Here is a 20,871-nt window from a genome sequence, read left to right as displayed (position 1 = left end):
AGTCGAACATATGTTCTAATGGAGGCATGCGGTGGAGCGGACAGGAACTCGGGGTTGAGACGACGTCGGCGCTGCCTGGCCTCGCGAAGCTGAACAATCTGGTGCGCAGCGTCCAGACGCCGGAGTTCGCCGGGATCACCTTCCACGAGGTGCTCGCGAAGTCCGCGCTCAACCGCGTGCCCGGTCAGTCCGTGATGCCCTTCGGGTGGACCATCAACCCCTATCGGGGCTGCTCCCATGCCTGCGTGTACTGCTTCGCCCGACCGACGCATTCGTATCTGGACCTCGACGCCGGGAAGGATTTCGACTCGCAGCTCATCGTCAAGGTGAACGTCGCCGAGGTCCTCGAGAAGGAGCTCGGGAAGGTGAGCTGGGGCAGGCACCCGGTGGCGCTCGGCACGAACACCGACCCGTATCAGCGCGCCGAGGGCAAGTACCGGCTCATGCCGGGGATCATCAACGCCCTCGCCGACTCGGGGACCCCGTTCTCGATCCTGACGAAGGGCACCCTGCTCCGGCGAGACCTGCCCCTTCTGGCCGAGGTCGCTCAACGCGTACCGGTCGACCTCGCCATGTCGATCGCCATCTACGACGACGAGCTCCAGCAATCGATCGAACCCGGAACCCCGACCGCGGCGGCCAGACTCGCGACCGTCCGCGCTGCTGCCGACCTCGGCTTCGACGTCGGGGTCTTCATGATGCCGATCCTCCCCTACCTGACCGACACCGTCGACCACCTCGACCTCGCCCTGTCGCGCATCCGCGAGGCGGGCGCGAGCACTGTCCTCTTCTCGACCCTGTACCTGAAAGCCGGCGTCAAACCCTGGTTCATGCAGTGGCTGTCGCGGGAGCACCCCGAGCTCGTCGACCGCTACACCTCGATGTACGCCGACGGCACCTACGCCCCGAAGGAGTACCGGAAGTGGCTCGCCGCGCGCATCCGCCCGATGATCCGCGAGCACGGGCTCGAGCGCGGCACCGAAGACCCCGCTACCGGAGGTGTCCGCTCGTCGGCGCTCGGCATGTTGCGCGACGGGTACGGCGAGCGGGCCGAGCTGCGCAAGCGCGCCCCGGAATTCGTCACGACCGGCCTGCAGGTCCAGCCGACCCTCTTCTGACCCGTTCGTTCGCCCATTCTCGGGCGAACGAGGACTCCCTCGCCCAAGAATGGGCGAACGAACCGACGTCAGGCGTCGGGGATGAGCCGCTTGCTGAGCAGCGCGACCTCGTCGGTGCCGTACCCGAGCGCCTCGTAGAAGCCGATCACCCGGTCGTTGCCCGTCCTGACCATGAGGTTGATCTTCGGGCACCCGAGTTCGGTGAGCAGGCGTTCGGCCTCGGTCATGAGCTGCCGTCCGAGCCCGCCGCCCTGCTGGGCCGGCGACACCGCCAGGTAGTGCACCCAACCGCGGTGGCCGTCGTACCCCACCATCGCGGTGCCGACGAGGGCGCCGTCGGCATCCGCCGCGACGAGGAACAGCTCGGGCTGCGTCGTCGACTTGCGCTCGATGTCCTTCGCCGGGTCGTTCCACGGTCGGGTGAGCCCGACGGTGTGCCAGAGGGCGATGACGGCCTCGGTGTCGGACGGCGTGAAGGGACGGATCTGCATCAGCCCAGTCTTCCGCACACGCGGCGTCGATACAGTTGGTCACCCGAGCATCGACGAACGGACCCGTATGAGCATCGACCCTGGCCTGGAACCGACCGGCGAACCGATCCCGGCGCCTGACGGATCGACACCGGTCACCATCGCCACCGGCAGCGGCCCGATCACCGGGCTCACCGAAGCCGGTGTCTCCCGATTCCTCGGTATCCCGTACGCGGCAGCTCCGTTCGGTGACGACCGCTTCCGACTCCCCCAGCCGGTCGTCCCCTGGGAGGACCCCCGCGATGCGACCCGTCCCGGTGCGACCGCCCCGCAGCCGCCCTACGCCGGCGCGGTCGGCGAGCTGCTCGCCACCGTGACGGTGCCGGGCAATGAGATCCTGAACCTCAACATCTGGACCCCGGCCGAGCGGTCCGACACCCCGCTCCCGGTCATGGTGTGGATCCACGGCGGCTCGCTCGTACACGGCTCCAACGCACTCGACTCGTACGACGGCACCGCGTTCGCGCGCGACGGCGTCGTCCTCGTCTCCGTCAACTACCGCCTCGGGTCCGAGGGGTTCTCGGTACTCGACGACGTCCCGCTGAACCTCGGTCTCGCCGACCAACTCGCCGCGTTGACGTGGGTGCAGGACGAGATCGCCCGCTTCGGCGGTGACCCCGACAACGTCACCGTCTTCGGAGAGTCCGCGGGCGGAGCCTCGGTAGCGGCACTCCTCGCGCACCCGGACGCCTCGTCCGTGATGCGACGGGCGATCATCCAGAGCGGCCCGCTGCGCTCGGAACCCCGAGAGCGCTCCGGCCGGATCTCGAAGCTCATGGGCAAGGACCTCGGCGTCCCGACCACCCGAGCCGGCTTCCGCCGAGTGCCGCCGGAGGGACTCGTCGGGGCCCAGGAACGGGTCATGGGTGGCGGCAACCCACTGACCGGCGGTCCGGGGTTCTCGATCACGACGTCGTCACCACTCGCGCCGCTGAGTCCGCTGGACGCCCTGGTGTCGGGCGGCTCCGCCGACATCCCCGTGCTCATCGGGACGACGACCGAGGAACACCGCCTGTTCCTCGTCCCGACCGGTATCGCCCGGCGGATCACGCGTCTCCAGCTGTTCGCGGCGCGGCTGCGCTTCGGGGTCAGTGCTTCGGCCGTGCGGACCTTCCGCCGCAACCGTCCGAAAGCGAAGTCCGGGGAGATCCTCGGGGCGATCGCGACCGACATCCTGCTCCGCGTCCCGCTCAATCAACTCGCGGACGCACGCGCCGACAACGGCTCGGACACCTGGGTGTACGAGTTCGCCTGGCGGAGCCCGGTCGGCGGGGACGGCGAAGGTGAGCTCGGTGCGGCCCACGCGATGGAGATCGGCTTCGTCTTCGACCACCTCGACTCCCCGGAGGCCGTCCGGATGGCTGGCCGCTCGGCCCCGCAGTCGCTCGCGACCGCGATGCACGACGCCTGGGTCGCGTTCGCGAAGGCAGGCGACCCGGGCTGGCAGCGCTGGGACGCCACCCGCCCGGTCCGGACCTTCGACGGGGTCGACGACGCCGTCGTCCTCGCCCCGCGCGACGACGAGCGGGCGGCCCTCACCCCCTGACACGCGAGAACGCCCGCCGAGCGTGAGCTCGGCGGGCGTTCCTGCTGCGGTGCGGACTACGCGGTGGCGATGTCCTCGACGAGCTGGTCGCCGGGGGCGGCGTCGTCGAACGCGGCCTCGATCTCAGCGCGGTCGAGCAGTTCGGTCATCCTGCGGCGACGGGCCTTGGGGATGATCGTGACGACGCGACCGATCTTGCCGGCACGACCGGTGCGGCCGGCACGGTGCAGGTACGTCTTGTACTCGTCCGGGGCGTCGGCCTGCACGACGAGCGTGATGTCGTCGACGTGGATACCGCGGGCGGCGACGTCGGTGGCGACGAGCACGTTGACCCGACCCGAGGTGAGCTTCTCCAGGTTGCGCGTGCGGCGCGCCTGGTTGAGGTCGCCGTGGAGCGAGACGGCGGGGATGCCCGCCATGCCGAGCTGCTCCGCGAGACGCTCGGCGTACGCCCGGGTGCGGGCGAACACGAGGGTCTTCTCGGTGCGGTTGACGAGCTCCTCGATGAGGCGGTCCTTGCCCTTGTGCTCGACCACCAGCACGCGGTGGTCGATCGTGGAGGACGCCTGGTCCTCACCGGCGACCTCGTGCACCGACGGGTTCGGGAGGAACTCGTTGACGAGGGCTGCGACACCCTTGTCGAGGGTGGCGGAGAAGAGGAGCTTCTGGCCGTCGGGCGCGGTGCGACGCAGGATGCGCTGCACGGGCTCGAGGAAGCCGAGGTCGCACATGTGGTCGGCCTCGTCGAGGACGGTCACGGTGACCTGCGAGAGGTCGAGGCGACCCTGCTCGATGAGGTCCTCGATGCGACCGGGCGTACCGACGATGATGTCGACGCCGCGCTGCAGTGCGCCGACCTGGCGACCCTGCGGGACACCGCCGTAGATCTGCGTGGTGAAGAGGCCGACGGCGCGCGCGATGGGCTGCACGGTGCGGTCGATCTGCAGGGCGAGCTCACGCGTCGGGGCGAGGATGAGGGCGCGGGGCTTGCGACCCGGCTTGCGGTTCTTGCCGCCGCCGTTCTCCATGAGCTTCTCGACGAGCGGGGCACCGAAGGCGATGGTCTTGCCGGAGCCGGTGCGGCCACGTCCGAGCACGTCGCGGCCCGCGATGACATCCGGGATGGTCGCCGCCTGGATCGGGAACGGGCTGTCGGCGCCGAGCTCGGCGAGCGCACGGACGATGTTGCCGCCGAGGCCGAGGCTCTCGAAGGTCACACCCTCGACGTCGCCGGCCTGGATCGCGTCGGCCTCGAGGCGCTCGAGTACCACGTCGTCCTGGGGCGTGTAGGAGCCGGCGTCGCGCTTCGGGTAGTAGTCGCTGCCACGGCCGGCGTCGGACGCGCCGCGGTCGTCGAACGAGCGCTTCGGGCGGTCGTGGAAGGACCGCTTGGGGCGGTCATCGTACGAACGCGCGGGGCGGTCGGTGCGGTTCGCCTGACGCGGGTCACCCTGGCGAGCCGGGCGGTCCCCGTAGGACGGACGCTCGGTGCGGTCGCCGTAGGAGGGACGCTCCGTGCGCTCACCCGGGTTGTAGGCCGGGCGCTCGTTGCGGTCGCCACCACGGTTGTACGCGGGACGGTCGTTCCGGTCACCGTACGAGGGACGCTCGGACCGCTCACCACGGTTGTACGCAGGACGCTCGTTCCGGTCGCCGTACGAGGGACGCTCGGTCCGCTCGCCGCGGTTGTACGACGGGCGCTCGTTCCGGTCACCGTAGGATGGACGCTCGGTCCGCTCGCCGCGGTTGTACGACGGGCGCTCGTTCCGATCGCCGTAGGACGGACGCTCGGACCGCTCGCCACGGTTGTACGCAGGACGCTCGTTCCGGTCACCACCACGGTTGTACGCAGGACGCTCGTTCCGGTCGCCGTAGGACGGACGTTCAGTCCGCTCACCACGGTTGTACGCAGGACGCTCGTTCCGGTCGCCACCACGGTTGTACGCAGGACGCTCATTGCGGTCGCCACCACGGTTGTACGCAGGACGCTCATTGCGGTCGCCACCACGGTTGTACGCAGGACGCTCATTGCGGTCGCCACCACGGTTGTACGCGGGGCGCTCGTTGCGGTCGCCGCGGGGTGCGCGGTCGCCGCGCTCCTCAGACTCGAAGCGGGCGGCGCGCTCGGCACGCTCGTCTGCGTTCCAGCGAGACTTCTGCGGCGCTCCACCGGCGTCGGGACGGTAGCCGCGGTGGCCTTCGCTCTTGCTGCCGGACTTCGCGCCGGGGCGTGAGCCGAAGGGCCGCTTGTTCTCGCCGTACTTGGACTTGGGGTCGAAGTTCTTGGCCGGGCGTTTGCCGGCGGGGGTGTTGTTCTTGGGCATGGAGAAATGCTTTCCGGGTTATAACTCGTTCGCATGAACAACCTGCATGACTCACACAGCGCCATCCGAAACCTCGGCTGCGCTGCGGCATGCTCATACCCGGGCGATCACTGGCCGGGGCCGTCCACATCATGTGTGTGTTCGCGGAGTTCTCTCCGACGAAACCGGCCCACCAGACTGACATAACCCTCCGCGGTACAAACGCGGTGTCTCGAGCCGACTCACCTACGTTACCCGATCCCTCCTGAGAAGTCACGGAGCATCACTCCCAGGCACGCGCACGGCGGCGTGGCAGCATGGGTGCATGCCCAGCCCCATCGAGGATTACGCCCTCATCGGTGATTGCCACACCGCCGCGCTCGTCTCGTCGGAAGGCAGCATCGACTGGCTGTGCCTCCCCCGCTTCGACTCGCCGTCGATGTTCGGCGCGCTGCTCGGCACCGAGGACCACGGATGCTGGACGGTCCGGCCCGCCGACGCTCGGGCGACGGCGAGCCGCGCCTACCTCGACGACACCTTCGTCCTCGAAACCGTCTGGACGACCCCCGACGGCCAGGTGCGCGTGACCGACCTCATGCCCCACGGCGACCGCCGGGCGGATGTGGTCCGCCGGGTCGAAGGACTCAGCGGCACCGTCGCGGTCGACGTCGAGGTGCGCCTCCGCTTCGGGTACGCCGACGCGATCCCCTGGGTGCGGCAGCTCCCGGATGGATCCGGGATCGTCGCGGTCGCCGGCCCCGATGCCGTCGTGGTCCGCGGCGTGCACCTGACGGCCTCCGATCACGCCCACTCGGCGACCGTCGAGGTGTCCGCGGGCGACACCGTCGACCTCACCCTCACCTGGTACCCCTCGCACCGCGAAGTGCCGGACCCGGTCGACGTCGGTCAGCGGATCGACCACACGATCGCCTGGTGGCGCGACTGGGCGTCCCGCTGCGATCCCGCGGCCGAGTACGAGGAGGCGGTCGTGCGGTCGCTGCTCGTCCTCCGCGCCCTCACGCACGAGGACACCGGCGGCATCGTCGCAGCCGCGACCACGAGCCTGCCGGAGTCGTTCGGGGGCGTCCGCAACTGGGACTACCGCTACGTCTGGTTGCGCGACGCCTCGCTGACCCTCGAAGCCCTCATGCAGCACGGCTTCACCGAGGAGGCGCACGATTGGCGCAGGTGGCTCCTCCGGGCTATCGCCGGTGATCCGAACGATCTGCAGATCATGTACGGCCTCGCGGGCGAACGCCACCTCGTGGAGGAGGAGCTCGACAGCCTCCCCGGCTACCTCGGTGCCGCCCCGGTGCGCGTCGGCAACGGCGCCTACACGCAGTACCAGGGCGACGTCTTCGGGTCCGTGATGATCGCCCTCGACGAGGCACGCGCGGTCGGTCTCGCGGACGACGACTTCTCGTGGAGCCTCCAGCGCGCCCTGCTCGGCGTCCTCGAGGAGCACTGGAACCGCCCCGACCGTGGCATCTGGGAGGTACGGGGCGACGAGCAGCACTTCACCCACTCGCGCGCCATGATCTGGGCGGCGCTCGACCGCGGCGTCCGCGCGGTCCGCGAGCACGGCCTGGACGGGCCCGTCGAACGCTGGGAGGCCCTGCGCGAGACGCTCCGCGAGACGATCGAGCGCGAGAACGTCGACCACGCACGCGGGTGCTACGTCCAGCACGCCGGGACGACCGAGGTCGACGCGTCCCTGCTCGTCCTCGCGCAGATCGGCTACGTGGCGCCCGACGACCCGCGCATGCTCGCGACGGTGGCCGCCATCGAGGAGGACCTCCTCCAGGACGGTCTCCTCCTGCGCTACCGCACCACGAGCGGGGTCGACGGTCTGCCGGGCGATGAACACCCGTTCCTCGCGTGCTCGTTCTGGCTCGTGCAGCAGTACGCGGCCTCGGGCCGACTCGACGACGCCCGCGAGCTGATGGACCGGCTGCTGTCCTTCCGCAACGACCTGGGCCTGCTGTCCGAGGAGTACGACGTGCAGCAGGCGCGGCAGGTCGGTAACACCCCGCAGGCGCTCTCGCACCTCACCCTCGTCCGAGCCGCCGACGCCATCGCCGCAGCCACCGCCACCCCCGCCAGCCCGCGAACTGTCACCAACGGCTAGTCCGGGGCCACAGAACTGACCTCAAGTGACAGTTCGCGGGCAGGTGGAGGGACGTCAGCGGGTGAAGCGGGCCTCGCGCTCGTCGGAGGCGGCGAGCGCGATCCGGGTGCGGAAGTTCTGCGAGACCTGCTCGGGCAGGGCGTCGAGCGGGAACCACCGCGCCTCGGAGTTCTCGCCGTCGGCCGGATACGGCTCGCCCGACTCATAGCGGCATCGGAACACGAGGTCGATGTACTGCGTGATGTCGCCGTTGTCGTAGACGTTCTGCGGGAGCACCTGCACCTGGGCGAGACGCTCGGCGACGGCGACGACGGCAGCCTCCTCGAGGACCTCGCGCTCCGCCGCCACCGCGGGTTCCTCACCCGGGTCGATGATCCCCGTGACCGGTGTCCACGCACCGTTGTCCTGTCGCCGGACGAGCAGGACCTCGGCCTCGGGCGTCCCGAGACCGCGCAGGACGACCGCGGTCACCCCCGTCAACCAGAGGGGCGCGTGCCCGATCCGCTCGCGGAGGGCCAGTACGAAGTCAGGAGTCGCCATGCCTCGACTCTACGGGGGCTGCGGTGGGACACGAGATCGAAACACGAGTGCGGTCTACTGGGCGTATGGAACACGATCCCATCACCGTCTCGATCGAGCGACGCGTCAACCCGGCGTCGATCTCCGAGGCCACCATCTGGGTCCAGGCGGGCATCAACCTGGCGAACCGGTACCCCGGCTTCCTCGGCTCCGGCTGGGTGCGCGCGGGAGCCGAGAGCGACGTCTGGTACATGCTCTACCGCTTCGCGGACGAACAGACGCTCACCGACTGGGAGGAGTCGAAGGAACGCGCCTGGTGGCTCTCGAGCGGCCGCGAGTTCATGGAGCAGTCCCGCGTCGAACGGCGCAGCGGGATCGAGGGGTGGTTCGACGCACCGGACGGCATCCTCCGCGTCGAGGAGGCCGAGCTCTCCGGCGACCCGGATCCGATCCCGCCCGCACCGCCGCGCTGGAAGCAGGCGGTGAGCATCTGGTTGGGCTTCTTCCCGCTCAACCTCGTCTTCACCCTCCTCGTCACGGCGCTCGTGCCCGGTTGGGAACCGCTCGGCGTGTTCCTCCACGTGCTGATCTCGACGCTCATCCTGACGCCGATCATGACCTACTGGCTCCTGCCGCTCGTCACGAGGCTGCTGCGTCCCTGGTTGACGGCCCCGCGTCGAAGCAGGCGTACCGCAGGCTGATCCGGCGGCCTGACGACGCTGCGACGTCAGGCGTCCTCCGCCTTCGTCTGCTCCCGGAACTGGCTCGGGCTGAGACCGGTGTGCGCGACGACCGCTCGACGGAGGTGCGCCTGCGAGTGGTAGCCGCAGCGGGCCGCGACCTCGGCGATCGACAGGCCTCGGTGATCGGGGTCCGAGAGGAGGGCGAGCGCGAGCTGCACCCGCCGCTCGGCGATCTCGCCCGCGGCGCTCGTTCCCGAGCCCTCGAACACCCGTTGCAGGGACCTGGTCGACATGTTGAAGCGACGCGCCAGCGTCTCCGGTCGCAGCTCCCGCTCGGCGAAGGACGCGGCGATGTGCTCGATGATCCGGAGCCGGAGCGGAACCCGTCCGGCCTCACCCTCGGCCCGGAAGAGGTCGTTCTCCGCGTAGAGCGTCGCGAGCATCGTGTCGATCACCCGGCAGAGTCTGAGCTGCGCGGCGCCGCCGATCGGCTCGAACGCGGAGATGACCTCCACGAGGAACGCGGCGCTCCCCCGCAGCAGCGGCGACGGCGCCAGCGGGCCGAGGGCGCTCGTCGGGGCGATGCCGAGGCGGCGGAGCGCACGCATCGGCACGAACACGTACAGATAGGTCGCGTGGTCGTGGATCGTCGTCCGATACGTCTCGGCGCCCTCCGTGAGCGTTCCGGTCCCGGGGAGCAGGTCGAGTTGCTGTCGGCCGTGGACCAGGCTGGCCGCACCCTCGATGAGCATCACGATCGTCGCGACCGGCTCATCGAGCCCGTAGGCGTCGGCGAGGACGTCGAACGTCCCGGGCCCGACTGTGTTGCGATGGAGGACGTACTCGCCGAGCACGACCGAGTCGACCGTCATCGAGAACCGATCGGGGTCCACGTCCACGAATCGCAGCGCGCCCGACGCCTCCTGCATCCCGGTCGTCCCCTCGAACCGTCGTGTGGTCACGCGGCCGCGCGCAGGAAACCGACCGGATAGGCCATCATCAGGTGCGGGCATCATCGGACCCTTCGAAGAGTCCATCCACCCTCGCACAGGGTTCCGTCCGAATCGAGGGGTTGCCAGCCGCATCGCACGGTGGTCGGCGATACTGGACTGATGATCTCCGCTGACCTCGCCCGAGCGCTCCGCACCGCCGGCCTGCGCTGGACCCCCGAACCCGGCGACCGCTTCACCATCGACGGCGGCGAGCTCGCCGGCGACGTGTTCACGGTGAGCGAGATGACCGTCGAGGTGCACGAGCACCCGGGTGGCCGCAGTTTCGGCTTCAACGGCACGACCGAGTGGGCGTTGGACTCCGTCGATCAGGAGGAGACGCTCTGGCTGCCGTCGGAACACCAGCTGCGTGCCCTACTGCGCGGCTCGTTCCGGTCGCTCGAACGCGCGGTGTCCCCGGCTGCGCCGACCGACGGCGAGCCGACGCTCGACGACGAACTCGACGTCCTCCTGTCGTTGGGCGACGCCGAGGCGTACTCCGTCGTGGTCGAGCTCGGCGGCGAACTGCGACGGTTCAGCGCCGCGACGGCGCCCGACGCGTATGCGACCGCACTGCTCGAGCTCATCCTGCGCTCGGTCGCCTGACCACGGTTCCTGAGCCGCCGCACCGCCCGCACGCTCCGCCCGCACCGCTGAGCGCTCAGCGACCTCGGATCCGCCGCGACAGCTCGGCGGCCGCCGGCTGGATCTCGCGGGCCAGCCACGCCGGATCGAGTCCCGCATCGGCGTCGTAGGTGACCGCGATCGCCGCCGCCGGCCACCCCGTGTGGTCGCGGACGACCACCCCGACACTCCCGAGACCGAGCGTCACCCCGCCCGCCTCGCGCGCATAGCCGTCCTGGGTCGTCTGTGCCAGGACCTGTCGGAGCTCCCGGTACCGCTTCGGCCCGTGGCCGGTGCGGTCGACGAACGCCGCCTGGTCGGGGAACAGGGCGCGCAGCTGGCCGGCCGGGAGCGCGGCGAGGATCGCGCAGCCGCTGGCGGTCAGGTGAGCCGGGAGGCGCACCCCGACATCGGTGACGAGGTGCGGCCGACGCGGGGCACGCTCGTCCACGATGTAGAGCACATCCCGGCCGTGCAGCACGGCGAGGTGCGCGCTCTCACCCACCCGGTCGACCAGCTCGGCGAGCAGTGGGCGCCCGAGCATGCTGAGCGGCTCCTGCCGGGCGTACCCGCCGGAGAGTTCGAAGGCGGCGACCCCGAGCCCGTAGCGACGGGCTTCGGGCAGGTGGACCACGAAGCCGTGCTCCTGCAGCACGCTGAGGAGGTGGTAGACCGTCGATCGCGGGAGGTCGAGTGCCGAGGCGATGGCCGCGGCCGGAAGCGGGCCGCGGGCTCCGGCGAGATGGCTCAGCACGCGCAGAGTGGCGTCGGCTGCCGGGACCTGACTCACCGTTGACCTCGTCTCTGCGGCTCGAACGCGGCCGCCTGGTCGCCCATGTCTGTCATCCCAGACACGGACGACTCTACGCGCACCGCCGCGGTCGGCGTCCGGGTGTTCGATCGGAACATGGACATCCAGCCCGGCGCGACCCCGACCACCAGCGATCCGACGACCTCCGGTCGCCCGCATCCCGAGCCCGTCGGTCTGACCTCGGTCTCCCTCGGCACCGGACCGCTGTCGATCGACGAGGTCGTCGCCGTCGCTCGGCACGGCGCTCGGATCGACCTCGACGGCGAGGCCCTCGACGACGTCGCCGCATCCCGTCGGATCATCGAAGCGCTCGCCTCCGACCCCGAGCCCCACTACGGGATCTCGACCGGGTTCGGTGCGCTCGCGACCACGTTCATCGAGCCGGCACGCCGCTCGCAGTTGCAGGCGAGTCTCGTCCGCTCGCACGCCGCCGGCAGCGGTGACGTCGTCGAGCGGGAGGTCGTGCGTTCCCTGATGACGCTGCGGCTCTCGACGCTCATGACGGGCCGCACCGGGGTGCGGGTGGAGACGGTCCGCGCCTACGCAGCGATGCTGAACGCCGACATCACCCCGGTCGTGCGCGAGTACGGGTCGCTCGGCTGCTCCGGCGACCTCGCGCCCCTCGCGCACTGCGCGCTGGCGGTGATGGGCGAGGGCGAGGTGACCGACTCGTACGGACGCCGTCGTCCTGCAGCCGACGCCCTGGCCGACGCCGGCCTCGTCCCGGTACAGCTCGCCGAGAAGGAGGGGCTCGCGCTCATCAACGGCACCGACGGCATGCTGGGGATGCTCGCGCTCGCCGTGGACGACCTGCGGATGCTCCTGCGCACCGCCGACGTCGCCGCGGCGATGAGCGTCGAGGGCCTGCTCGGCACGGACGCGGTGTTCGCCGCCGACCTGCAGGCCCTGCGCCCGCAGTCGGGTCAGGCCGAGAGCGCCGCGAACCTGCGGTTGCTGCTCGACGGCTCCCCGATCGTCGCGAGCCACCGGGGTCCCGAGTGCACCCGGGTGCAGGACGCCTACTCACTGCGCTGTGCCCCGCAGGTGCACGGTGCCGCCAGGGACACCGTCGACCACGCCGCGATGGTCGCCGAGCGTGAGCTCGCGAGTGCCGTCGACAATCCGGTGCTCACACCGGACGGACGCGTCGAGTCGAATGGGAACTTCCACGGTGCCCCGGTCGCCTACGTGCTCGACTTCCTCGCGATCGCCGTCGCCGATGTCGCGTCCATGTCGGAGCGCCGCACCGACCGTTTCCTGGACCGGAGCCGGAGCAACGGCCTCCCGCCGTTCCTCGCACACGAGGTCGGTGTCGACTCGGGCCTCATGATCGCCCAGTACACGGCGGCCGGCATCGTGAGTGAGCTGAAACGCCTGGCGCACCCGGTGTCCGTCGACTCGATCCCGTCCTCCGCGATGCAGGAGGACCACGTCTCGATGGGTTGGGCGGCGGCGCGGAAGCTCCGGAGGGCGATCGACGGTCTCAGCCGGGTGCTGGCGATCGAGGTCATGACGGCAGCCCGGGGCCTCGACCTGCGCGGCCCGCTCGAGCCGGCCGTCGGCACCGGGGCGGTGCTCCGCCGGGTGCGTGAGCAGGTCACGGGTCCCGGTCCCGACCGGTTCCTCTCCCCCGAGATCGAGGCGGTCACCGCACTGGTGCAGTCGGGTGGGGTCGTGCGGGCGGTCACCGGCGCGGTCGGCGATCTCCGCTGAGTCGGGCGTCACACGACGAAGCCCTCGGGCGCCGGTGACGGCGTTCCCGAGGGCTTCGTGTCGATCCGCGCGAGCCGCAGCTCAGCGACCCAGCGGCAGGTGGTCGATCACGGCCACTGCGCGCGGCGGCGCTTCGGCCGTTCGGTGCCCGATGACGCTTCGGTAGCGGGTGCCGTATCGGCATCGGACGCCGACTCAGCGGCTGGCGTCGACTCGGTGTCGGGCGTCGGCATGGACTCGGTAGCTCGCTCAGACTCAGCAGGGAGCTCGGACTCCGCCGCTGGCCCCGGCTCCAGGACCGACTCAGGCTCAGCGACCGCATCAGCATCAGCCTGCGCGTCCGCATCAGCCTGCGCGTCCGGCTCAGGCTCCGCCGCTGGGGCGGCGTGCTCGCCGGAATGCGCGACCTCGTCCGCAGGGGCGTCGGAGACCATGCCGGGGAGGGTGATCGCCTCGGTGCGCGGCAGCTCGTCACCCGTCGCCACATGCGCCCCGTGCACCTCGTGGGCTTCGTGGGCTTCGTGGGCTTCGTGGGCTTCGTGCGCAGCCGGGCGCGTCATCGGTCGATCCACCGCCGGCTCACTCGGCGCAGCGACCTGCGTCTCGGGTGCCGCACCCGAGTCCGTGGGAACCGCATCGGCCGGTCCAGCGTCCGCGGGAACCGAATCGATCGGGGCCTCCTCCGTCGGTTCCGCACCAGCGGGAGCGGCGGCATCTGGAACCGCGTCCGCCGAAGCCGCGTCCGCCGTGGCCGACGGAACGGACGCGTCAGGCGCGGTGGCCACGGTTGCAGCACTTCCACCACCGGCGCCGACGAGGGCCGGTTCCTCAGCGGGGACCGTCGCGACCCGCGGACCCTCGATCGCGGCGACCGTGCGCGCTGTCGGCTTCGGCACGGCTGCAACCCGCCGCTGCTCGCGACGCTCGCGGAACCCCTCGACGAGGTTGTAGAGGGACGGCAGGACGACGAGCGTCAGCACGGTGGACGAAACAAGCCCGCCGATCACGATGATCGCGAGCGGCTGCGAGATGAACCCGCCGTGCCCGGTGACACCGAGCGCCATCGGGGTGAGCGCGAAGATCGTCGCGAGTGCCGTCATGAGGATCGGGCGGAGTCTGCGTGCCGCGCCGTGCTCGACCGCCTCGACCACCGTCATGCCGCGTCGCCGGTATTGGTTCACGAGGTCGACCAGGACGATCGCGTTCGTCACGACGATACCGATCAGCATCAACGCGCCGATGATGGACGGGACACCGAGCGGCACGCCGGTGATCACCTGGAGGCCGATCGCACCGGTGGCGGCGAACGGCACCGACACCAGGAGTTCGAGCGGCTGCCGCAGCGAACGGAACGTCGCGACCATGATGACGTACACGATGAGGATCGCGGCGAGGAGCGCGAGGCCCAACTGGCCGAAGGCGTCGCTCTGCGATGCCGTGACACCCCCGAGTGTCGCCGTGGTGCCGGCGGGCAGCTTGACGTCGTCGATCGCCGTCTGCACCTCGGCGCTGGCGGTGCCGAGGTTGTCGCTGCCCGGAGTCGCGCTGATCGTGGCCGAGCGAAGCCCCTTGACGGTCGAGATCGTCGCGGGTCCGTCGACCTGCGAGACCGTCGCGAGAGCGTCGAGGCGTTTCGGGCCGGTGGCGGTGGGGATCTCCGTCGCCGCGAGGGCGTCGACGGTGGTCGGTGGGTCCTGGGCGTCGACGTAGATGGTGAGCGTGGTGTCGTCGATGACGATGGAGCCCACCGTCGTCGGCTGCATGAGCTGCGAGACGTACGCCCCGAGCGCGACCTCGCTGAACCCTGCAGCGGCAGCGGCGTCGCGGTCGACGGCCACCTGGACGTAGGGTCGCGATTCGCTGAGGTTGCTCGTGACCTGGTCGATGCCGTCGAGGCCGGTGACGGCCTGCTGGATCGCGTCGGCGGCCTCCGCGAGGTCGCTCTGCCGTGCGGAGGTGATGTCGATCTCGATGTCGCTCGACCCACCGAAGCCCGCGGACGCGGCGACCTCGATCTCGCCGACGTCGTCGAGGCCGGACAGGTCCTTGCGGACCGTCTTCTGGAGTGCCGTCTGGTCGGCGTCTTCGCTGGTCGTGATCGAGTAGGTGATGGCTCCACCGCCGCCACCCGAGAACGCGTCGCGCAGGGAGCTTCCGCTCGACCCGATCGAGAGCTGGACGGTGTCGATGCCGTCGATGTCGCGCAGCTTCGTCTCGACCTGCTTCGCCGCCGCGTCCTGGGCGTCGAGGCTCGTGCCGACCGGCAGGGTCTGCGTGACCGTCAGCGTGTTCTGGCCCGAGTCGCCGAGGAAGTTCGTCTTCATCGAGGGGATTAGCGCGATCGTGCCGCCGAGCACGAGCAGCGACAAGAGCAGGGTGACGGCCGAGTGCTTCAGCGTCCAGTGGATGATCGGGAGGTACGCCCGCTGGAGCCTCGACGGCTTCGCGAGGTCGTCCTCGTCCTGCACGCTGACTCGGCGTTCCCGTCGGCTCCGCACTGGCTCGGCGTTCGCGTCGGCCGACGCCTCCTCTGCTGCGGCAGCGGCCGCGAGCCGCTGCGCCTTCGGAGCCCGCAGGAACCAGTAGGCGAGCACCGGCACGATGGTGAGCGCGACGAGGAGCGACGCGAGCAGCGCGATCGTGACGGTGAGGGCGAAGGGTCGGAAGAGTTCGCCGGTGACGTCGCCGACGAAGGCAATGGGCAGGAACACGGCCACGGTGGTGACGGTCGACGCGGTGATGGCTCCGGCGACCTCCTGGACGGCGCTCAGGATCGATCCGGCGCGCTGCGCGCCCGTGCGGTTGTCGCCGAACGAGAGGTGCCGCTTGATGTTCTCGATGACGACGATGGAGTCGTCGACCACGCGCCCGATGGCGATCGTCAACGCACCCAGCGTGAGGATGTTGAGCGAGTACTCGGCCACCTGGAGACCGATGAAGGTGATGAGCACCGAGGTCGGGATGGAGATGGCGGTCACGATCGTCGCGCGGACGTCGAGCAGGAAGACGAGGATGATGAGGACCGCGAAGACCAGACCGAGGAGCCCCTCCGTCGTCAGTGACTCGATCGACTGCTCGATGTAGGGCGCCTGATCGAAGACGACGGTGAGCTTGGCATCGGACCCGATGGTGCGCTCGAGCTCGGGGAGGATGTCGCGCACGCCCTGCGAGACCTCGACGGTGTTCGCCGCGGGCAGCTTCGTGACGGCGATGGTGAGCGCCGGCTCGCCGTCGACGCGCGAGATCGACGTGATCGGGTCGTCGCTCAGGGCGACCGTCGCGACGTCGCCGATGGTCAGGACGGAGCCGTCGGCGGCGAAGGCGCCCGTGATCGGCAGGGCGGCGATGTCGGCGACCGAGGTGAGCTTCGTGCCCGTCTGCACGGAGAACGTCTTGTCGCCTTCGGTGATGTCGCCCGCGGGCTGCAGGGAGCCGTTCTGCTGCAGTGTCGTACCGATGACCCGGCTGGTCTGCCCCGCGAGGGCCAGTTTGGCGTCGTCGGGGGTGATCGTGACCCGCTTGCCCACCTCGCCGACGATCGCCGCGTCGCGGACGCCGTCGACGTCCTTGATGTCGGGGACCACGGAGCTCGAGAGCACCTCGGCCAGGGAGTCCTGGTCGGCCGCGCCGGACACGGCGATCTGGATGACCGGGAGGTCGTCGATGCTGCCGCTGACCACCTGCGGGTCGACGGTGTCGGGCAGGGTCGACTTGATGCGGTTGATCGCCTGGGTGATCTTCTGCTCGGCGGTGGCGAGGTCCGTGCCGTAGGTGAAGGTCGCGCTGATGAGGCTCGAGTTCGTGCTCGACGTCGCCGAGGTGGACTCGATACCGGGCACGCCCTGGATCGCGGTCTCGATCGGGGTCGAGACGTCGTCGTTGACGACCTCGGGTGCCGCACCCGGGTAGCTCGTGATGATCGCGAGCTGCGGGAACTGGACCGACGGGATGAGCTCCTGCTTGAGGCCGCCCACCGCCAGGACGCCGAACACGGCGGCCACGATGGTGACGAGCGCGATCAACGCGCGGTTCTTCATGCTGAGGACGGAGAGCAGGTGCACGGAGCCGCTTTCGGTTGATGCGAGAGGTGCCGACTCTGCAAGTATGTCACCGCGCACCCGCCCGACGGCGGTCTCGGGCGAGGGGTGGACACCACCCGGGCATCAACTGCCTGTGGAGCAGCGTCCGGCCCTCAGCACTCCAGGTCAGACGACGTCTTCGAGGTAGTCCAGGGCCGGCACGTGCCCGAACATCGCGGAGTGCCACGTCTGCGTCAGCAGCTCGACCGCCTGCTCCGTCTGGGCCCACGGATAGCTGATCGGGATGCGCAGGTAGCGCTCGAACGCACCGTCGATGCCGAACCGCGGCCCCGCGACGATCACGAGCCCGTGACTCCGCGCCGCGAGCGAGAGCTGCGATGACGCTGCTTCGCCGAGGTTCACCCAGGTGGCGATCCCACCGTCGACCCGCGGCACGGTCCACTCGGGGAGGCGGTCGGCCAGGAGGTCGACGAGCCGGTCGCGGGTCTCGCCGAGCGCGACCCCGCGCCGGGCGACGATGCCGTCCATCGCCGGCATCAACTGCTGGACGGTCAGCTGGTCGAGGATCGGCGTGCCGAGGTCGCCCAGCGAGCGTGCCGAGACGAGCTTCCTGATCGTGCCGCGCTCGGCCCGGATCCACCCGATGCGGAGCCCGCCCCAGATCGTCTTGCCCACCGAACCGATCGTGATGATCGACGCCGGCGCACCCTCGAGAGCGGCGAACGGCGTGCCGTCGAGCCCCTGGTCCGTCGGCCGGTCGATATCGAGTTCCGCCGTGGTCTCGTCGATCACGAGCACCGTCCCGTGCCGCTCGGCGGCTGCGGCGACCCGTCGGCGGGTCTCGAGCGGCATCGACGCCCCGGTCGGGTTGTGGAAGTCCGGCATGAGGTACGCCATCGCGGGGCTCGTGCGCTCGAACCACTGCTCGAGTTCGCGGACGTCCCAGCCGGTCTCCGAGGAGACGGTCGCCGCGCCGAGCCTGGCCCCGGCCGCCCGGAGTGCCTCGTAGGCGTGGGGATAGCTCGGCATCTCGACGAGGACGCGGTCACCTCGGCTGAGCAGGGTGCGCGCGATGAGGGCGATCGCGTGCTGAGCCCCCACGGTCACCATGATCTCGTCGGGGTCGGTGGGCAGCCCGCGCGCGGTGTAGCGGTCGGCGATGGCCTGCCGCAGCTCGGGCATGCCGACCAGGTCGTAGTCGAAGTCGTGCATGTACCGCGGCAGTTCTGCGGCGGCGGTGGACACGGCGTCGATGATCTCCGGGCACGGCGGGACGGCCGCTTTGCTGAAGTCGAGGAACCCGCCCTGTGGCACTGGTGCCAGCGCAGTGGGTGCCGACGGCAGGAGGGTGACGCTGCCAGAACCGCGGATGCTGCGGAGGTAGCCCGCCTCGCGCAGTTCGCGGTACGCCGCAGTGACCGTGGTGCGGCTCAGCGCGAGCCGATCGGCCAGTTCCCGCTCGGCCGGCAGACGGGTGCCGACCGGGATGCGTCCGTCGAGGACGAGGAGTCGGATGCGGTCGGCGAGACCGCGGTATGCGGGCGCAGCGGTCTTCCACTGCCCGAGCAGGGCGGCGAGCGATCGGGCACTCAGGGTGATGGAAGCCATTGAACCACGATACCCGGATTGGCCTCTAGCGCCAAAGCCAATCGTGCAATTGGATTGTCCACCATGACCCGTCGTGTGCTCCAACTCCTCATCGGCCTCTTCCTGTACGGCATCGCCATCGCGATGATCGTGCGCGGTGCCGTCGGGGTCGCCCCGTGGGACGTCCTCACTCAGGGACTGAACCTGCGGACGGGCCTGAGCTTCGGACTCATCACGATCATCGTCGGCGGGCTCGTGCTCCTCGCCTGGATCCCCCTCAAGCAGCGGCCGGGTGTCGGCACCGTCCTGAACGTCCTCCTCGTGGGGCCCTCGGCCGACATCGGGCTGGCGTTCATCCCCGCGGACCTCGACCTGTGGGCGCGCATCCTGCTGTTCGCCGGCGGACTGCTCCTCCTCGGCGTCGCCTCCGGCCTCTACATCGGCGGCAACTTCGGCCCCGGCCCGCGGGACGGCCTCATGACCGGCATCCACCGTGTCACCGGGTGGCCGATCTGGGTCGGGCGCACGGGTGTGGAGCTCGTCGTCCTCGGCATCGGGTGGCTGCTCGGCGGGAACGTCGGCATCGGAACGGTGTTCTTCGCCGTGCTCATCGGCCCCATCTGCGGCTACACGATCCCGTTGTTCCGGATCGCTCCGCGGACGGAGCGATCAACCACCGCCGTGGACGAGGCGGTGCTGGAGGGCGACACCCCGCCGTCGAAGCCGATCGTCGACTCCCCGGCCAACTGAGCACCCTTCGACAGGCTGAGGGACCGGGTTGTCCGGTCCCTCAGCCTGTCGACGTGCCGATGCCTCAGGGCTTCGCCACCGCCACTGCGCCCGTGTGGTCGTCGACGCTCATCGTCGCCTCGTCGAACCGCGAGCGACCGGAGAGGACCTCGCCGACCTGCACCCGGTCGACCTCCTTCACCCACGTGCCGATGATGATCGTGGCGACCGCGTTGCCGGTGAAGTTCGTGAGCGCACGCGCCTCCGACATGAAGCGGTCGATGCCGACGATGAGGCCGACCCCGTCGACGAGGTCGGGTCGGTTGGCCTGCAGGCCGCCGGCGAGGGTCGCGAGACCGGCGCCGGTGACGCCCGCGGCGCCCTTCGACGCGATGATCATGAACACGAGGAGCGAGATCTGCTCCCCGAGGTTCATCGGGACACCCATGACGTCGGCGATGAAGATCGACGCCATGGTGAGGTAGATCGCGGTGCCGTCGAGGTTGAAGGAGTAGCCCGTCGGGACGGTGATGCCGACGACCGGCTTGGAGACACCGAGGTGCTCCATCTTCGCGATGAGTCGCGGCAGCGCAGCCTCGGAGGAGGAGGTGCCGACGATGAGGAGGTACTCACGGCCGAGGTACTTCATGAGCTTGAAGATGTTGAAGCCCGTCGCGAGGCGCAGGACGCCACCGAGCACGATGACGATGAACAACGCGCAGGTGATGTAGAACGCGATCATGAGCGTGGCGAGCCCCACGAGCGCGCTCGCACCGGCGGACCCGGTCACGGCGGCGATCGCGCCAAAGGCGCCGACGGGCGCGATCCACATGATCATCGCGAGCACCCGGAACACCAGCGCCTGGATGAGCTTGACACCGCGCAGGATCGGTTCACCCGTCGCGCCCATCTTCTGCAGGCCGAAGCCGACGAGCAGGGCGACGAAGAGGACCTGCAGGATGTTGCCGCCGGTCAGCGACGACACGAGCGTCGTGGGGATGATGCCGAGGATGAACTCGGTCGTGCTCTTGGCCTCCCCCTCCACCGGATAGCTCGTCTCGGCGAGGTTCAAGCCGGCGCCCGGCTGGATGAGGTTGCCGACGACGAGGCCGATCGCGAGCGCGAAGGTCGACATCACGATGAAGTACAGCAGCGCGAGCCCGCCGACCTTGCCGACGGTCGCGGCCTTCGCGATGGACCCGACGCCGATCACGATGGTGCAGAAGATGACCGGGGCGATCATCATCTTGATCAGCGCCACGAAGGCGTCGCCGATGGGTTTGAGTCCCTTCGCGAACTCCGGGGCGGCGAGGCCGACGACGATGCCGGCGAGCACCGCGACGATCACCGCGAGGTAGAGGTAGTGGGTCTTGTCCAGCCGTTTCAGGGAGGAGAGCGTCATTGCCATTCCGGATCCGTTTCGTCGGCCGCGTCAGTGCGGCAGCGGGTGGTCGATCGACCCATGCTGCGACCACGTCGGCGGATCGGCCGGGTTGTGGTCGTAGTGACCGCTTGTGGTCGTACTGGTCGCGGTCGGCGACGCCTGAGGCC

The 20,871-nt window shown here is 70.0% G+C and carries 14 protein-coding genes and 1 pseudogene; 7 read left to right on the top strand and 8 right to left on the bottom strand.

Features of this window, described 5'->3' with window-relative positions:
• Window positions 1-26: 26 nt before the first annotated feature.
• Window positions 27-1,118 (top strand): Rv2578c family radical SAM protein, encoded by a 1,092-nt coding sequence (locus BWO91_RS04435; protein ID WP_079001497.1) that lies wholly within the window; start codon window positions 27-29, stop codon window positions 1,116-1,118.
• Window positions 1,119-1,186: 68 nt separating this feature from the next.
• Here the strand turns inward: BWO91_RS04435 and BWO91_RS04430 are convergent, their stop codons facing one another.
• The gene (locus BWO91_RS04430; protein WP_079001495.1) at window positions 1,187-1,609 is read right to left on the bottom strand and encodes a GNAT family acetyltransferase; all 423 of its coding nucleotides are present in this window, start codon (window positions 1,607-1,609) and stop codon (window positions 1,187-1,189) included.
• Between the two features lie 67 nt (window positions 1,610-1,676).
• Here BWO91_RS04430 and BWO91_RS04425 point away from each other — a divergent pair, with 67 nt between their 5' ends.
• Window positions 1,677-3,194 carry a carboxylesterase/lipase family protein gene (locus BWO91_RS04425; protein WP_079001493.1) on the top strand — a complete coding sequence of 506 codons (1,518 nt, stop codon included), beginning with the start codon at window positions 1,677-1,679 and terminating at the stop codon, window positions 3,192-3,194.
• 56 nt (window positions 3,195-3,250) lie between these two features.
• Here the strand turns inward: BWO91_RS04425 and BWO91_RS04420 are convergent, their stop codons facing one another.
• Window positions 3,251-5,518, bottom strand: coding sequence for a DEAD/DEAH box helicase (locus BWO91_RS04420; protein WP_079001491.1), 2,268 nt, complete (start codon window positions 5,516-5,518; stop codon window positions 3,251-3,253).
• A gap of 244 nt (window positions 5,519-5,762) precedes the next feature.
• Between BWO91_RS04420 and BWO91_RS04415 the strand changes: the two genes are divergently transcribed.
• The gene (locus BWO91_RS04415; protein WP_276207403.1) at window positions 5,763-7,625 is read left to right on the top strand and encodes a glycoside hydrolase family 15 protein; all 1,863 of its coding nucleotides are present in this window, start codon (window positions 5,763-5,765) and stop codon (window positions 7,623-7,625) included.
• Window positions 7,626-7,679: 54 nt separating this feature from the next.
• On the opposite strand, the gene BWO91_RS04410 is transcribed toward BWO91_RS04415, so the two are convergent.
• Entirely contained in the window at window positions 7,680-8,165 is a 486-nt protein-coding gene (locus BWO91_RS04410) for an NUDIX hydrolase (protein ID WP_071262396.1), read from the bottom strand.
• A 65-nt stretch (window positions 8,166-8,230) separates the two neighbouring features.
• On the opposite strand from BWO91_RS04410, the gene BWO91_RS04405 reads away from it, so the two are divergent.
• A complete protein-coding gene (locus BWO91_RS04405) occupies window positions 8,231-8,845 on the top strand; it encodes a hypothetical protein (RefSeq protein WP_064294232.1) in 615 nt (204 codons plus the stop codon).
• A gap of 26 nt (window positions 8,846-8,871) precedes the next feature.
• Here BWO91_RS04405 and BWO91_RS04400 read toward each other — a convergent pair whose 3' ends face one another.
• Window positions 8,872-9,789, bottom strand: a complete 918-nt coding sequence (locus BWO91_RS04400) for an AraC family transcriptional regulator (RefSeq protein WP_167620435.1) — start codon at window positions 9,787-9,789, stop codon at window positions 8,872-8,874.
• Window positions 9,790-9,939: 150 nt separating this feature from the next.
• On the opposite strand from BWO91_RS04400, the gene BWO91_RS04395 reads away from it, so the two are divergent.
• Complete coding sequence (locus BWO91_RS04395) at window positions 9,940-10,422, top strand: hypothetical protein (protein WP_079001486.1); 483 nt, start codon at window positions 9,940-9,942, stop codon at window positions 10,420-10,422.
• A 55-nt stretch (window positions 10,423-10,477) separates the two neighbouring features.
• On the opposite strand, the gene BWO91_RS04390 is transcribed toward BWO91_RS04395, so the two are convergent.
• Entirely contained in the window at window positions 10,478-11,230 is a 753-nt protein-coding gene (locus BWO91_RS04390) for an IclR family transcriptional regulator (protein WP_079001485.1), read from the bottom strand.
• 45 nt (window positions 11,231-11,275) lie between these two features.
• Here BWO91_RS04390 and hutH point away from each other — a divergent pair, with 45 nt between their 5' ends.
• Entirely contained in the window at window positions 11,276-12,964 is a 1,689-nt protein-coding gene (gene hutH, locus BWO91_RS04385; RefSeq protein ID WP_240555681.1) for a histidine ammonia-lyase, read from the top strand.
• Between the two features lie 899 nt (window positions 12,965-13,863).
• On the opposite strand, the pseudogene BWO91_RS04380 reads toward hutH, so the two are convergent.
• A pseudogene (locus tag BWO91_RS04380) lies at window positions 13,864-17,025 on the bottom strand (efflux RND transporter permease subunit); the annotation flags it as partial.
• A gap of 144 nt (window positions 17,026-17,169) precedes the next feature.
• Entirely contained in the window at window positions 17,170-18,612 is a 1,443-nt protein-coding gene (locus tag BWO91_RS04375; RefSeq protein WP_079001483.1) for a PLP-dependent aminotransferase family protein, read from the bottom strand.
• A gap of 63 nt (window positions 18,613-18,675) precedes the next feature.
• Between BWO91_RS04375 and BWO91_RS04370 the strand changes: the two genes are divergently transcribed.
• A complete protein-coding gene (locus tag BWO91_RS04370; protein WP_079001481.1) occupies window positions 18,676-19,341 on the top strand; it encodes a YczE/YyaS/YitT family protein in 666 nt (221 codons plus the stop codon).
• 64 nt (window positions 19,342-19,405) lie between these two features.
• Here BWO91_RS04370 and BWO91_RS04365 read toward each other — a convergent pair whose 3' ends face one another.
• Entirely contained in the window at window positions 19,406-20,728 is a 1,323-nt protein-coding gene (locus BWO91_RS04365; RefSeq protein WP_079001479.1) for a cation:dicarboxylate symporter family transporter, read from the bottom strand.
• Window positions 20,729-20,871 lie beyond the last annotated feature (143 nt).

This window comes from Plantibacter flavus, assembly GCF_002024505.1.
Taxonomy (GTDB): domain Bacteria; phylum Actinomycetota; class Actinomycetes; order Actinomycetales; family Microbacteriaceae; genus Plantibacter; species Plantibacter flavus_A.
This window is presented reverse-complemented; position numbering and strand designations above follow the sequence as displayed.

What these genes read in the sequence shown, in the direction of transcription:
- BWO91_RS04430 (WP_079001495.1), bottom strand. Translation starts at nt 1,609, where the DNA reads ATGCAGATCCGTCCCTTCACGCCGTCCGACACCGAGGCCGTCATCGCC.
- BWO91_RS04420 (WP_079001491.1), bottom strand. Translation starts at nt 5,518, where the DNA reads ATGCCCAAGAACAACACCCCCGCCGGCAAACGCCCGGCCAAGAACTTC.
- BWO91_RS04425 (WP_079001493.1), top strand. Translation starts at nt 1,677, where the DNA reads ATGAGCATCGACCCTGGCCTGGAACCGACCGGCGAACCGATCCCGGCG.
- BWO91_RS04435 (WP_079001497.1), top strand. Translation starts at nt 27, where the DNA reads ATGCGGTGGAGCGGACAGGAACTCGGGGTTGAGACGACGTCGGCGCTG.
- BWO91_RS04410 (WP_071262396.1), bottom strand. Translation starts at nt 8,165, where the DNA reads ATGGCGACTCCTGACTTCGTACTGGCCCTCCGCGAGCGGATCGGGCAC.
- BWO91_RS04370 (WP_079001481.1), top strand. Translation starts at nt 18,676, where the DNA reads ATGACCCGTCGTGTGCTCCAACTCCTCATCGGCCTCTTCCTGTACGGC.
- BWO91_RS04365 (WP_079001479.1), bottom strand. Translation starts at nt 20,728, where the DNA reads ATGGCAATGACGCTCTCCTCCCTGAAACGGCTGGACAAGACCCACTAC.
- BWO91_RS04395 (WP_079001486.1), top strand. Translation starts at nt 9,940, where the DNA reads ATGATCTCCGCTGACCTCGCCCGAGCGCTCCGCACCGCCGGCCTGCGC.
- BWO91_RS04375 (WP_079001483.1), bottom strand. Translation starts at nt 18,612, where the DNA reads ATGGCTTCCATCACCCTGAGTGCCCGATCGCTCGCCGCCCTGCTCGGG.
- hutH (WP_240555681.1), top strand. Translation starts at nt 11,276, where the DNA reads ATGTCTGTCATCCCAGACACGGACGACTCTACGCGCACCGCCGCGGTC.
- BWO91_RS04405 (WP_064294232.1), top strand. Translation starts at nt 8,231, where the DNA reads ATGGAACACGATCCCATCACCGTCTCGATCGAGCGACGCGTCAACCCG.